Below are 14,136 nucleotides of genomic sequence, written 5' to 3'. Positions count from 1 at the left end.
CGCTGCCACCGGTAAGGAATTACTCTTCGATGACTTCTTTCAGCAGCTGAACGAAATGGGGAGACTTGCCCGATGCGCTGAGTTCGGCCGCTTTTTTGTCGGCGTATTTTCGTTCGTTGTATTCGAACTTGACGATCGGCTTCATCGATTGATTGTAGACAGCCCAGAAAGCCTTGAGGCGCACTTCCTTGGGGGTTTTGGCGCGACTTTTGCGCTTGGCCGGCGGTTTTTTGGCCGCCTTTTTTTCGCCGGAATCGGCGGCTTCGGCTTCGTCGTTTTGGGCACGCAACTCTTTACGATTTAAGATTTTTTTGGCCATGAGGCGCTCGCGGGGTTCGATGAATACGCCCGCCAGATGGCGGCACGCTTGAGCGGTGTCACGGAATTCTAACCGAATTCCGCTTGGGAGACTAGCAGGCGAGGTGCATTCCTGCGGTCCGATGGATTATGGTCCGATGGGTGTGGCGCCAGGGGGCAGCACGCCCTGGCCCTGCTTCACATATTGGGTGCGGCCGGTGGCATATTCTGTGGCCGCAGGGAGATCAGCACTGTTTGTGGCGGGCTGTCCCTTTTGGGCCGCTTCGAACAGTTTCCGCAAATAAGGGCGGCACCAGCCGCAGCCGGTGCCAGCGCCAAAGCACTGGCTCATTTGGCTGGCGCGGCGCGGCTGTTCGACCTGCAAAAAATTCAGCACCTTTCGCTTGGTGACGTGAAAGCACAGACATAGTTCGTCGTCGAGTTCCATGTTGCGTGGCCTGTCATTCGCCCTGGAATTGCTCTTCGCCCGCTGTGGCTAATCGCAGCGCAATGCGGCAGGCCTGATGAAAGGCCGCAATATCGAGCCGTTCCGAAATGGTGTGGGCATTCATCTGGCCGCAGCCCAGCGTGACTGTGGCAATGCCGTGCTTGTGCATCCAATTGGCGTCGAGGCCGCCGTTGGAAATTGCGCGTACTGGAGTTAAGCCGAAGCCCCGGAGGGCTGCCTCGGCGACCGATATGCACGTTTCGTCGTCGTTGAGCTTGAATGATTCGTAATCTAATTGACCATCGAAGGTCACTTTGCCTCGCGCGCCGTGAGCACTACGAACTTGCTTGACAGCGGCAAGGAACGCGGTTTCGATGGCACGCACAATTTGCTTTCGAAACTTGGGATTATGACTGCGGGCTTCGGCTTTGAGCAGCACTTGATCGGTAACCACGTTGGTGGCCGCGCCCCCTTGAATGACGCCGATGTTGCTGGTTCCACGGCGTTTGCCTTTGACGATTTGACCATGCCAGCCTTCATTGTACAGCCGGCTGATGGCCAGCGCGGCAATGGCAATGGCGCTGACTCCCAGCTCCGGCGCGGAGCCAGCGTGGCTGGCAAGCCCTTCGATTTGGATTTGCATGCGGTAGCCGCCGGTGGCGCCCATGGTCACTTTTTCCGGCGTGCCGCCATCCCAATTGAAGGCCAATTTCGGTTGGCCGAGTAACTTCACGTCGGCGTGCCGCGCGCCGTACAACCCGACTTCTTCTTGAATGGGCCAGAAAAAAGTCAGCGGAGGATGCGGCAAGTTGTTTCGCAAAATCGCCAGCGCCGCGCACAAAATCGCAGTGGCTCCAGCCCGATCGTCGGCGCCCAAGCCGGTTTTAGCATCGGCCGAACGGACAAAATCGCCTTCGACAATCGGTTTGCAGCCCAGGCAAATGGGCACGGTATCCATGTGGGCCATCAGCAGCCGTCGAGGGGCACGCAGCGTGCCGGGCAATTTCAAAATCAGATTGCCCACTTCACCGGCAATAGGTGTGCGGTGATGAGCGGTATCGAGCAGAATGGCCGATTCCGGCGCCCCCGCGTGACGCAGTTGATCCATAATAAACTGCGCCACCAACCCCTCGTGGCCGCTGAGGCCGGGCAGCGACATCATTTGCATGACCAAGCGGAGCGCTTCGGCGAGATCGGGTTGGGCGGCGGCCGAAGCAGAAGTTGCTTCCGGCTCTCTCAGTGACGTATTCCGAGCAGAGGTAGTCTTTTTACGTGAACGAAGGGCTGGCGATTTTTGAGCCATGATGCGGATAGAATGATCGATATGGATTGCCGCTTGTTGCCCGAAGGCTGCTATCCTAACCTAAGTAATGACGCTGGGGTATCGTCAGGCTCGCTTCATTCAGTCATTATCGGACCACTTCACGGCTGGCTGCACACTGCCTGCGGCCTACCGTTGCGGAATCATAGCATGTTGCATTTATTGGATCCCGCCGTGTTTGCCACGCTGCCCAACTGGTTGGCGCAGTCAGCCGGCGGTGCGCCGGCATATCGCGCCGATCAAATACGCCAATGGTTGTTCGCGGGCTGGGCGGAATCGTTTGCGGAAATGAGCAACTTGCCGAAGCAGTTGCGCGAGCAATTGGCGGCCGAATTTACGATTTGGACCACGGCCGTCGAGCGGCATCATCGGGCAGCCGACGGCACGGAAAAGCTGCTGTTGCGCTTGCACGATGGTCATCACATCGAGTGTGTGTTGCTGCGTGACGGCAGCCGGCGGACCATTTGCATCAGCTCGCAGGTCGGTTGTGCAATGGGCTGCGTATTTTGCGCGAGTGGTTTGGATGGTGTGGTGCGTAATTTGACGGCGGGCGAAATTGTCGAGCAAATGCTGCGCTTGCAGCGGTTGCTGCCGAAAGCAAGCGGCGCGGACACGAGCGGCCAGGGCTTTACAGAGGCCGGTGAATCGGTCGAAGCAGCCGAAGAGCGGCTGAGCCACATTGTGGTGATGGGGATGGGTGAACCGTTGGCGAATCTCGATCGGTTGCTGCCGGCGCTGGGCGAAGCGACCAGTTCGACGGGCTTAGGCATCAGCCATCGGCGGATCACCATTTCCACAGTCGGCTTGCCGCCGGCAATCGATCGGCTGGTGGAGCTCGACGCCCGCTTTCAATTGGCGGTTTCGCTGCATGCGCCCAACGACGATTTACGCAACCAATTGGTGCCGGTGAATAAAAACATTGGCTTGACGGCGATTGTGGCGGCGGCGGACCGTTATTTTGAAGCGTCGGGAAGGCGGCTGACCTTTGAGTATGTGTTGCTGGGCGGGCTGAATGACAAGGCGGAGCAGGCTCGGGAGTTGGCCCAATTGCTGCGTGGCCGGTTGGCGCTAGTCAACTTGATTCCGTACAACGCGGTGCCAGGATTGCCATACCAAACGCCGACGAAAAAAGCGGTTCAACAGTTTGTGCAGACACTGGGGCAAGCCGGGTTGAACGTGCAAATTCGCGAGCGTAAGGGGGACGAAATCAATGCCGCGTGCGGCCAACTGCGGCGAAGCCAGGTGGGGTTTCAACTACAGTAGTGAGTTAGAAAATGGGGCAGCAGGGAGCAAGCCGTGGATGTGAAAAATTTACAGCAGGTTGAGGCGTTCATCACCAAAGACGGCTCGGAAATGCGCGAGCTGCTGGCACATCGCAATTCGTGCATTGCCAAGCAAAGTTTGGCCGAGGCGCGCGTTTCGCCAGGGGCACGCACGGCGGCGCATTTTCATTTCCGCACGGAAGAAATATATTACATTCTGCGGGGCACAGGGCAAATGACGATTGATGCCCAACAGCGGCCGGTCGGGCCGGGCGATGCCATCGCCATTCCGCCGGGGGCTGTACACACGATTTTGAATTCGGGAGACGAGGCGTTGGTATTTTTGTGCTGTTGCGCGCCGGCTTACGAGCATGACGACACGGTATTGGTATAGCGGTAAAAGCGGCACGTTGCGATCGTCACATGCCGCAAATTTTGCCAAGGCCGCAACCTCCAGCAGCATGAGGATCGGTCGTGAACTGATTAGTCCTTTGCGGGCCAATGAGGAGTGCTGGCCGCGAAATCGTCGTATTCGATAATTTCGGTCGGTGTGATTGTACGCCGACGAATTTTCGGAACGGCGGACATTTCAAACACGGCGAAGGGCACGATTCTCAGTCGATTGCCGTGCTATCGTTTTCCGATTTAAGGTTTTAGGCCTCTGTGTGCCAAGAGGGACGATATCACTTCGTCGCAAGGAGTAAGTGGAAGAGGCCCAGGCAATGGGAAGACGGCGTAAGGGATGACCCATATGATTTCCAGCCAGCGCAGCCCTTTGTGGCCCTATCTGCTGGTTCTGAGCGGATTGTTTTTGCTGAGCCTGGCGGTGCCCCGCGGTTCGCAGCCGAATATGGAAGCGGACGGACTACGATCGCTGGAGCGGCAACGCGCGCAGGTTTGGAACCGCGACGCGGGCGGCACGGTGGCAATATTGCGTCCCTCGGCGGAGAACGTGGCCGCTCCGGTTGGCTTCGCGCTTTCGGCGGATTCGGGCTGGCCCAGCTCGTGGAAAAATGACGAGCAGCATTTGTATTTGTCCGAGGCCACCAATTCTCCAGCGACGGGCAACTCGGCAGCATCCAGTGCAATTGGTCCTTGGGCCGAATCCGTGGCGGAAAAAATTGCCGACTTAAGGCACTTCGAACTATTTCAACATTTGCCGCAAGCCGGTGCAGTAAATTCGCAATCAAGAGCTAACGCAACCGCTTCGGTGTATTGGCCGGCACCTAAAAGCCTGATGGCGCAGCTAGAACATCTGGGGCAAACCGGGGATTGTTCCGCCTGGGCGATACAGGTGGAGCAATTGTGCGTGGCCTTGTGCCAAACCTCGCCGGGCGATTCGCAGCAGGCAGCTGGGATTGTGCAGCAGTTGGAAATACTAGCCCGGCAGGCAGACAAGCTGGATGGGGCGTTTAAGTCGGCCAGCACGGCCGCTGAGTTGCGGCGAGTGCGCTATGCGTTGGAACGCCGGTTGGCGGTGTGGAGCGTAGCTGTCTTGAGTTCCGGGCAGTCGGCTGTTTATGCGGATGTACTGTCAGCGGAGGAGCGTCGTCAACGGTTGGAGCAGTCGCTGACAGCGGCGGATACTTGGGTCCGATCGCTTCCCTATGCCGACGCTTGGAGAACCTATTTGCTTTTGGACGACGTGGCCCAGTTGGCCAACGCCAACCGAGCCGTTTCGGCCGATCAATCACGGCTGATTGCCAAGCGTGCGTTGGCCCGCCTGCTGCCAGAACAAACGACCGAGGCCCAACGCCGCGTATTGCAAAATCAAACGCTGGAAGCGCTGGCCGATCAATTGCGGACATGGACCGGCGAAGCGGTGGATATGCACGACGTACTGGCCGGCGTGGAACAATACGAAACCAGCGGCCTACCGAGTGATGCCCATCAAGTTGCCGTCGCGCTGCGGCAGTTGGATTTGTCGGGGTCAGAGCAAGATCGCCAGTTAGCGCAGCGGCTGGACGAGCATTATTGCAATGCTAATCTTCGCATCGCTGTTTCGGCGGAATTACTGAACCGCCTGTCGCCGGAGCCGCCGACGGAGAATGGAGTCGTTCGCGATACCATATTGGGCGCTGCTGTCAGAGGAACATCGACAACCAATTCGCAATTGCACGTCAAGCTCATCCCCGATGTGCAGCGGCTGCATTTGTGGATCGAGACCCAGGGAACGGTCGACTCAAGCACCCTGTCGACCAGCGGACCGGCAACATTCAGCAACAATGGCCGTTCCGATTTTTTGGTGCATAAAGCAGTTGTTTTGGATCGCCAAGGAGTGTGGATTGCCAATGCCGCGGCGGAAGCGAATACCGACACCCAACTAACCGGCGTCCGCACGGATTACGACAACGTGCCGTTGTTGGGCACATTGGTCCGCAAATATGCAATTTCGCAGCACCATGCGATGCTGGGCGCCGCCGAGCAGGAGACTGATGCAAAAGTCGCTACCCAGGCCAACCAGGAAGTCAATGCGCAAGTTAAAGAGCAGGTAAATGAAGCCGAGCGCGCCGTGCGAAAAGAAGTGCTCGATCCACTGGCCAAACTGAGTTTGACGGCCGAACCCATTACGTTGGAAACCACCGCACAGCGGTTAACCCTGCGGCTGCGGATAGCAGGTCAAAATCAATTGGGTGGCCACACCGCGCGGCCGCAAGCTTTGTCCGACAGCATAGCCAGCGTTCAAGTTCACGAATCGGCATTGAACAACATCTTGGATCAGCTTCAACTGGCGGGCCGCAGCTTCACATTACCGGAACTTTATCGGCATGTGGCCGAGGAGCTGAGTTGGGACCAGACCGATGCGCCGGCCGATTTGCCGACGGATGTGCGGGTAACCTTCGCCGCCAAAGACCCGGTGCGCGTGCGCTGCCAGGCTGGCGTGGTGCAATTGACGTTGGCGATTGACGAACTGGAACAGAAAGGGCGGCGATGGAACGATTTCCTAGTGACCGCCAACTACCAGCCGCAGATCGAAGACTTGCACGTGCGATTACTCCGCCAAGGGGCCATCGAATTGGGCGGCGACAATTACAAAGGCCAACCGGAACTGGCGCTACGGGGAGCATTCAGCAAGCTGTTTCCGCGCGAACGATCATTTGAGCTTATTCCGGCATGGATTGCTGACAATCGAAATCTAGCCGACCTGTGCATCAGCCAGTGCGTGGTGGAAGATGGATGGCTGGCTTTTTCGTTAGGCCCGCAGCACGATAACAACGCACAAAGCGCGATGCGGCTACCGGCGATGACCAATCGGTAGATTTATTGTGCGGTTGAATGTGCTAAACCGCAAGCGCATGAATTCCGGAAGATTGTAGCGGGATTTTTTAGCGCGCTGACTTGGGTGGATCGTTGAATCCGTAGCGTCCACGGAATTCCGCAGCCGGGTATTTACGTTCGTTCTTGAGCATTTTGCGGCGAACAGCTTCGGAAACATCGATTTGTAATTCGTTAGCCAGCGCCAGGCTGTAGCACAGGATGTCGGCCAGCTCGTCGGCGACTTCCCCCCGTTTATCCGGCTGTGCGGCGACGGCTCGCGATTGTTCGATCGAAAGCCACTGAAAATGCTCCATTAACTCGGCGGCCTCGATAGCCAGCGACATCGACAGGTTTTTTGGCGAATGGAATTGCTGCCATTCGCGGGCGGCTACAAAATTGGCAACCAGCGTGCGCAGCTCCGATAACGTGGTGATTTGGTCGCTCATGGTCGGATAGTTGGTAAATGGACTGGGGGTTGGTAGTCACAGGGCCACAAATGAATGTTGATGAAAATAGATTAACACAGAATAGCAAGATTAAAACCGACATACCGGTGCCGACGTTTAATCGCACCAACAGCGGTGTTTATCTGCGTGCATCTGATGGTTCCCTTGATTCGGCAAACTTGTCAAAGATGGCTTTGCTTTGAACGCTCCAATGAACAGGGCGACAAGCGACCGCGCTTTTGCTAAAATTTCATTGCGAGTTTCCATATTGTAGGCTGAATGTCGGACGGCGGAACATGCGAATTGCTTACCTTGATTGCGCCAGCGGAATTGCCGGCGACATGTTGCTGGGCGCGTTGGTCGATGCCGGGGCTCAGTTAGCCGCCATTCAAGCAGGCGTGGCTTCGTTGGGCTTGCCGGGAGTGAAAATCGCCGCCACCGAGGTGCGCCGCAAAGGGTTCCGTGGCCTCAAAATCGAAATACAACATGAGCCGCAGGACAAGCATCGGCATCTGCATCACATTGTCGAGATGATCGATGGCTGCACGCTTTCGCCCCGGGCCAAAGAATTGGCCAAGCGCATTTTTACACGCTTGGGCGAGGCCGAAGCGAAGGTGCACGGCATAGAAATTCGCAAAGTGCATTTTCACGAAGTGGGGGCCATCGATTCCATCGCGGATATTGTGGGCAGTGCAATGGGGCTGGACCTGCTGGGCATCGAGCGAATTGAAGCCTCGCCCGTGCCGACGGGCCACGGTTTTATCACCATTGCTCATGGGAGGTGCAGTGTGCCGGCTCCGGCAACGGCTGAATTACTCCAGGGCATTCCGCTGGTGGCGAGTGATGTGGAAGCGGAATTAACGACGCCCACCGGCGCGGCGATTTTAGCGGCATTGGCCGAGCGTTTCGGGGCGCCGCCGCCGATGACCGTGCAAAAAATCGGCTACGGCGCCGGCACGCGCGACTTTGAGCAGCAGGCCAATTTATTGCGAATTCTAGTGGGTGACTCCGCCGAAGTCGCGAAAGTTAGCACGGGAAACGTCCAAACCGAGACGCTGTGCCTGCTGGAAACCAATCTGGACGATGCCAGCGGCGAAGTGATAGGCCACTGCGCGACGCAACTGTTTGAGGCCGGCGCATTAGATGTGTTTTCTTGCGGCATCCAGATGAAAAAAAATCGCCCGGGGGTGCTGCTGAGCGTTCTGTGTCAACCGAGCGAAGCGGAGCGGATGGAGGGAATCATCTTTCGCGAAACGACAACACTAGGCGTGCGGCGATCAACCGTCAGCCGCCGCAAGCTCGCGCGCAAGCCGCACACCGTGACCACGCCGTGGGGACCAATCGACGGCGTCTTGGCTATGCTGCCGGACGGGCAGGTGCGATTTTCGCCCGAGTTTGAATCATGCCGTCTAATGGCCAAAAAACATCACTTGGCGCTGCGCATTGTCTTTGAAGCGGCGTTGCGTGGATTTACGCCGTCGAACTGATCAGCGTTGGCGAAATTCAACACTCTCACCCCGGTCCTCTCCGAGGGGGAGAGGGAGTCAGCACCTTTGAGCTCAGCCCTTTAGTAGGGTAATCACCCGGCTGAGCAAAACGATCGTACCAACCACGGCCGCCGCCAGCGAGGCAAACAGCACGGCGGCGCTGCCGGTGTCCAAGGCGTCGCCCAGGTGTGGATTGTGATCTTTATCAACCGCTTTGGCCAAATGCTCCATCGCGGAGTTGAACATCTCTGCGGTCAGAACGCCACCAATACAAAGCGACAATATACACCACTGGCACAAATTGCATCGCAGCAACACTGCACCTGCAAGGACTGCTAGGGCCACAAAGATGTGTACACGAAAACTGCTTTGGCCGCGCATGCCGCTGCGCACTCCACGAAAAGCATCGCGGAATTTTTCGTACCAGCTACGCGGCGGTGTCAAGCGTTCGCCGGACGAATTGGCGGCGGACATGAGCGATAAATTCCCAGGCTATATGGTAATAACGAACGTCTAAGGACGCACAAACGACGAAACACGAAACAACCTTTACCCTAACGTCTACGTCACTGCTTAGACATTAGACATTCGTCCTTCGTCATTATCTACTCTAGCCCATACACGCCGGCAGGCGGGACGTCGATTTGCCCACGAGTGACTGAGGGATCGTGGCCCAAGAATCGCGGAATTAGCGCCACACTAAAGCCCACGTTCCCACGGCTGACGTCGACATTCACTCCCATCGTGAAGAGAAACGATTCACCCACCCGCGTCAGTCGGAAGCTTTCGCCGATGTTCCCTTGGTTCCGCATGTCGAAAGAGGTGCCAAACGTAGAGAGCCATTTTTGCGTCATGCGGTAGGTGTAACTGGCGGTGATCACATCGCTGGAAATGGGCCCTTCGTAATCGTTGAATCCCAAATACAGGCTGCCCCGCGGCGGTCGGCTGATGAAACCACCAACAGAAGTGTACCGCTGGCCATCGCTGAAGAAATCGTATCCGCCGTACGAAACGACTGTGAGCCGATCACCCACGAACCAGTGGAAATCATAATCAAGCAAACCGGCTGCGCTGCCGAAGTTTTGGTCGGGGTCGGGAAAGATTTCGAAGTCGGTATCCAGCGCGATCCAATCGACCACGTGTTCCTGACCTGGAATGCCACGCTTGGTTTGCCAGCGTTGATCGATATCAAATTTGATTTCGGTTTCGTCGCCGGCAATTTCGGTCGGACCGGTTGCCCAACCCATCAGGTCGCGCCGCAGCGCGTAAAATCGTTCGTCGAACTGCAACGGCACTTGAAATGGGGTGAGCGGCGGCGGCGCGATGAAGGGGTAATCTTCAAAGGCCAATCGCCGCCGAATCGCTTGAATGTTGTTGTCGTCGATCTCGTCGTAAATAGGCAACGTACCCAGGTCGTTTCCCGTGGCGTTGGCGTAAAAGAATTCCCCGTTGAACACAACTTTATGAGCTATACCATTGACGTTCCACAATTCGCTCTGAATGGTGGGATTCACCGACCACATCGGCATTGTGGCCCGCAAGCCGAATTGACCATAGGCGCGATCGAGGCTGCCTGTAACATCGCCCGTGGTAGGGTCAAACTGGCCGGCGCCCCAGTAAGCGACTTCGCCCAGCGCATAAGGGACGAATTTGACTGGCCCCGCCTGAAAGGGCAAATCAAACTCGTTCCGCGTGGCCGCCCGCAATCCGTGAGCGTCGACGTCGTACGGCAAGAAGTTAAACTGTGATTGGTCGGTCGGATCGGTTGGCTCGTTGACTTGGTCTTGCCGCAAATAGCCGACGTTTGTGTGTTCGTACCAGGTAAAGGCATCATCCAGCAACGGCTGTCCGAGCCAGTAATGATCGAGCTTAGGCAGGTTTTCTGTCTGCGTGAAGAACGGATCGGCATTCGCCGACGCACTCAATTCCAGCGACATGTTATCCCACGTATGGCGCAGCCCCAGTCGGTCGACCTGATCTTTTTGTTCTTCCCATTCCTGTTGATAGTACTGCTCCAGGAAGTTGCGATCGGTTACTTCGCCCAGCTCTAGCCGGAGTTGCCAATCGGCGGGCAAATCTTCTTCGAAGCGTCCCAAAGTGCGGCCGCGGCCGGGCTGCGGGAAGGTGAGGTCGCGGCGGTCCAAGCCCAAGTTGTCGGTACCGTGGTCGTCAATGTACCAAATATCGATAAAACCTTCCGATCGCCCCGCGGGATCAAAAAAACCTGGCCGGCTGTAGCCAAACTTCGTGCCGCCCCCCAGGCCGCGCAAGCTCAAATAATCGAGACTGGCGGTCCAATCGGTCCCCTGCGGCGGATGGCGGAGTCCCAAAATTTCGTACGGGTTGAAATCAATCAGCACCTGGTTTCCAAACACGTCATCGTGCCGATAGGCGAAGCTATTGACGTAGAGCGGCGGTCGTTCCAAGTCCCCGGCAAAGAACGGCCAATAGAAGACCGGCACTCCCTCCACCCAGATCACGTTATTTTGCCCAGTGACCATTTGTTCGTGATCGGTGATCGGCTCGTCCGTTTGCGGATTGATTTGGGGTTGGCCGGTGAAGGGATTAATGGCCGGAACTTGTTCATCTTGCAGCGTGAGCAGGCCCGATTTGAATTCGTACGTGGGAATTCCTAAGCGACTGGTTGTGAGGCTGGCGTTTTGGGCGACAAAACGATCGCGGTCGACTTGCCGCAATACCTCGGCTTTCAAGCGGACTAAGCCCTCGAATCGCGGCACGGGCGTCAGCAGTTCGGCATCTAAAATCACGCCGTTGCGTTGATTCACGTTGTAGTACATGGCCTTGGCTTGCACCACGCGGTCCCCTTCGCGGAAAACGATGTTTCCCTCCATGTACAGTTCCAGAGGCGTGTTGTTTTGCTGGATCGTGGTCGTGCCAAAGTTGCCCGTGGTCCACACTACCAGTCGATCCGCCGAAACGTCGATCGAACCTGCAAAACCGAGTGGGCCGCTGTTGGGCAAGCCATCGATCAAAATGTTCACGCCGTTGGTGACAGTCGCCACGGTTTCGTTTGAGCCATTGGATTGCGAGTCGAACTGAACCGGCACGTCGCTACGCGGGATGACACGAATTCGGCGCGTGCCTAAAGGAGGGCCTTCCGCGGGCATCACGGCTTCTGGCGATGACGCTGCGGGGCGTAGCGGTGGCGCAGTCGTGCCCGGCAGCGGCATGGTGGCTTGTGGCGCACCGAACTGTGGCGGTGAACCCAATTGTGGCGGCGCCATTGTCGGCGGCGCCGCGGTTGGAGATGGCAATACTCCTTGCGATCGTGGCAACTGCGATTGCGACATCACCTGCCCGGAGAACAAAGCAATCGCCGCCGTCCATACAAGCGTCGCAAAAAGCGCGTGCCGCGAAAGCCTTGAAACTGCGCGCAATCCGTCCCCAGCGCTGCGCAGCGGAAGCTGCGCGCGGCCAGCAAGCCGCGCAATCAGAGCGGTAAAACGCACGTTCAGATAAGTCATCCTTGTCCAGCGCGAAAGCGATGCATGATGAGCACCGGCACGAAGTGCAAAGATCGCGCCCCAATGCTCACCGCTTGCGGCTCGCGCGCCGACGTAGAAAAAAACCAACCCTTTAGAAAAGACGAAAACCCTTGCGAGATGAGACTTTACCGTACGAAAAGTGGGGCGGATTATAGGGCTCAGTTGCCAGACCGGTCAAGCCAGAATTGGGCCTTGCCAGCATGACCTAAGTATTTTTTACAGAAGGAGTTACAATTGTCCGCCATCAGCACCGTTTGCGGCCATCGGCCTCCCTTACGCCAAGACCCCAGAAACCAGACACTTCCACGCCATGTACGTCACGCCTTTGAATATCTGGTTTTTCATCGCGGCGGGCATGGGAACAGGCGTTCTGGGAGCCATTTTAGGCACGGGCGGCGGCGTCTTTTTGATTCCGCTGTTATTGTTATTTCAAATCCCCATGAAGTATGCCGTAGCGACCAGCATCATTTCGGTGGTGGCCACCTCGACGGCCGTGGCCAGCGTCAACGTGGAGCGCGGCACGGCTAACATGCGCCTGGGAATGACGCTGGAAATTGCCACATCGCTGGGCGCAATTGCCGGCGGACTCACCGCCGGCTGGCTTTCCGCGCTGGTGTTGGAGACGTTGTTTGCCATCGTGCTGTTGCCGACGGCAGTGCTCATGTGGCGCGGCGTCACGGAAAGCGCCGCCTCAGCATCGGCTGATTCCTCTGGCGCCGCCATTGCTCCCACCGCTTCTCTTCATCAACTGACCACTGACCACGGCTCGACTGAGTTCGCCGAAGTCCGACCACCGACCACTGCCCTGGCCGGCCGTTATTTCGATCCGCGCCTGGGTCGGGAGGTAATCTATCAAGTCGAGCGGCTCTGGGCCGGCTTGGGAATTTCATTCATCGCCGGAAATTTATCAGGGCTGCTCGGAATCGGCGGCGGCGTGTTCAAAGTGCCAGCCTTGCATTTGGCTTGCCGAGTGCCGATTAAGGCCGCTGCGGCAACCTCGAATTTTATGATCGGCGTGACGGCCGCTGCCAGTGCGTTTTTGTATTTCGGCCGTGGCGAAGTCCGGCCCGCGCTCACCTCGGCCGTGGTCGTGGGAGTCATCATCGGATCGGCCGTCGGCTCGCGGATTAGCCCAGCGTTGCAAGGCCGCTTGGTGAAGAGATTATTCGCGGTGCTGCTAGTTGGCGTTGCGGTGCAAATGTTTGTGCGAGTTTTTGGATAATCAAGGAACAGAGATGAACTACCGCCAACAACCTGCCGATCCTCTGGCGCGAGCCGTGCATTGGAGTTTATTGCTCGGACTGGTGTGCAGCGTGTTGCTCATGATTGCTGGGCTGTTTTTGGCATTCTTAAAAGATCAACCCCGGCCGACGTCGTTAATTACTAAGTTGCCCGATTTGCTGCGGATGGCCGCCGACGGCAACGGTGTCGCCTGCATGGAGCTGGGCGTCCTGGTGTTGATGCTCACGCCTGTCGTGCGCGTCATGGTATTGGCCGTCGGATGGATGGCGCGGCGAGAAGGCCGAATGGCGCTGGTGGCGCTCACCGTGTTGCTGCTCTTGGCGATCAGCATCATGCTGAGCGTGGGATAACCGGCGGTTATCTCCATTGAATAATCGGCGCGTTGCCGTCGCCTGGAAACAGCCGCGCCACAGTCAAGGCAGCACAATCGCTCAGAACTCAAACGTGGCGTACAGCAATAGGTTCAGCCCAATACGTTCGGCGTCGTCCTTGGTATAACCTTCGCACTCCAGCGAATCGTGCTTTTCCAGGGCGCAGCTCAAATCGTACGGCGAAAAAATCACGGCATAGCGGTCGCCGATTTTCAATCCTTCCAATTCGGGCGCGCCCTTGCGGGTTTTGGCTTCCAACGGGCCGTCGCCGGCCCGCCCTTGAGGCACCCGGCGGCTGACTTGCGAGAGATCGTAGCCGCCAAATTCGTTGGAGAACATCGGATGATTGGCCGGAATCGGCTCCAGTTTGATCCCCTGGTCGGCGAACAAGTCGTTGATTTCGCGGCGGAAAGCAGTGGTAAAGTCGCGGTTGGCGCAAATCGAATCGGCAATCAGCGTGCCGCGCTCCAAATACTTTCGCAGCGCTTTCTTTTCGTC

At 57.3% G+C, this 14,136-nt stretch carries 13 protein-coding genes; 6 read left to right on the top strand and 7 right to left on the bottom strand.

Annotation, left to right across the window (positions count from 1 at the left end; translation table 11 throughout):
* Positions 1–19: 19 nt before the first annotated feature.
* The 3 genes from VMJ32_15340 to VMJ32_15330 all read right to left on the bottom strand — a co-directional run bounded on the left by VMJ32_15340 (position 20) and on the right by VMJ32_15330 (position 2,048).
* On the bottom strand, positions 20–319 hold the full coding sequence (locus tag VMJ32_15340) for a hypothetical protein (GenBank protein HTQ40398.1): 300 nt from the start codon (positions 317–319) through the stop codon (positions 20–22).
* Positions 320–445: 126 nt separating this feature from the next.
* Positions 446–745 (bottom strand): (2Fe-2S)-binding protein, encoded by a 300-nt coding sequence (locus tag VMJ32_15335; protein ID HTQ40397.1) that lies wholly within the window; start codon positions 743–745, stop codon positions 446–448.
* A gap of 13 nt (positions 746–758) precedes the next feature.
* Entirely contained in the window at positions 759–2,048 is a 1,290-nt protein-coding gene (locus VMJ32_15330) for a M20/M25/M40 family metallo-hydrolase (protein ID HTQ40396.1), read from the bottom strand.
* A gap of 168 nt (positions 2,049–2,216) precedes the next feature.
* Here VMJ32_15330 and rlmN point away from each other — a divergent pair, with 168 nt between their 5' ends.
* From rlmN to VMJ32_15315, 3 genes are all read left to right on the top strand, one after another.
* The gene (gene rlmN, locus VMJ32_15325; GenBank protein HTQ40395.1) at positions 2,217–3,329 is read left to right on the top strand and encodes a 23S rRNA (adenine(2503)-C(2))-methyltransferase RlmN; all 1,113 of its coding nucleotides are present in this window, start codon (positions 2,217–2,219) and stop codon (positions 3,327–3,329) included.
* 33 nt (positions 3,330–3,362) lie between these two features.
* Positions 3,363–3,722: a cupin domain-containing protein gene (locus tag VMJ32_15320; GenBank protein ID HTQ40394.1), complete on the top strand. Its 360-nt coding sequence runs from the start codon at positions 3,363–3,365 to the stop codon at positions 3,720–3,722.
* A 348-nt stretch (positions 3,723–4,070) separates the two neighbouring features.
* Positions 4,071–6,587 carry a hypothetical protein gene (locus VMJ32_15315; GenBank protein ID HTQ40393.1) on the top strand — a complete coding sequence of 839 codons (2,517 nt, stop codon included), beginning with the start codon at positions 4,071–4,073 and terminating at the stop codon, positions 6,585–6,587.
* A 67-nt stretch (positions 6,588–6,654) separates the two neighbouring features.
* Here the strand turns inward: VMJ32_15315 and VMJ32_15310 are convergent, their stop codons facing one another.
* Positions 6,655–7,032, bottom strand: a complete 378-nt coding sequence (locus tag VMJ32_15310; GenBank protein ID HTQ40392.1) for a nucleotide pyrophosphohydrolase — start codon at positions 7,030–7,032, stop codon at positions 6,655–6,657.
* Positions 7,033–7,328: 296 nt separating this feature from the next.
* On the opposite strand from VMJ32_15310, the gene larC reads away from it, so the two are divergent.
* A complete protein-coding gene (gene larC, locus VMJ32_15305; protein HTQ40391.1) occupies positions 7,329–8,519 on the top strand; it encodes a nickel pincer cofactor biosynthesis protein LarC in 1,191 nt (396 codons plus the stop codon).
* Positions 8,520–8,591: 72 nt separating this feature from the next.
* On the opposite strand, the gene VMJ32_15300 is transcribed toward larC, so the two are convergent.
* Both VMJ32_15300 and VMJ32_15295 read right to left on the bottom strand, forming a co-directional pair.
* Positions 8,592–8,993, bottom strand: a complete 402-nt coding sequence (locus tag VMJ32_15300) for a diacylglycerol kinase (protein HTQ40390.1) — start codon at positions 8,991–8,993, stop codon at positions 8,592–8,594.
* 131 nt (positions 8,994–9,124) lie between these two features.
* Positions 9,125–11,830, bottom strand: a complete 2,706-nt coding sequence (locus VMJ32_15295) for an organic solvent tolerance protein OstA (protein ID HTQ40389.1) — start codon at positions 11,828–11,830, stop codon at positions 9,125–9,127.
* Positions 11,831–12,335: 505 nt separating this feature from the next.
* Between VMJ32_15295 and VMJ32_15290 the strand changes: the two genes are divergently transcribed.
* On the top strand, positions 12,336–13,247 hold the full coding sequence (locus VMJ32_15290) for a sulfite exporter TauE/SafE family protein (protein ID HTQ40388.1): 912 nt from the start codon (positions 12,336–12,338) through the stop codon (positions 13,245–13,247).
* Positions 13,248–13,260: 13 nt separating this feature from the next.
* Entirely contained in the window at positions 13,261–13,617 is a 357-nt protein-coding gene (locus VMJ32_15285; protein HTQ40387.1) for a DUF1634 domain-containing protein, read from the top strand.
* An 81-nt stretch (positions 13,618–13,698) separates the two neighbouring features.
* On the opposite strand, the gene VMJ32_15280 is transcribed toward VMJ32_15285, so the two are convergent.
* On the bottom strand, positions 13,699–14,136 hold a 438-nt coding region (locus tag VMJ32_15280; protein HTQ40386.1), incomplete at its 5' end, for a DUF4159 domain-containing protein.

The sequence above is a fragment of the Pirellulales bacterium genome (assembly GCA_035499655.1).
Taxonomy (GTDB): Bacteria; Planctomycetota; Planctomycetia; order Pirellulales; family JADZDJ01; genus DATJYL01.
This window is presented reverse-complemented; position numbering and strand designations above follow the sequence as displayed.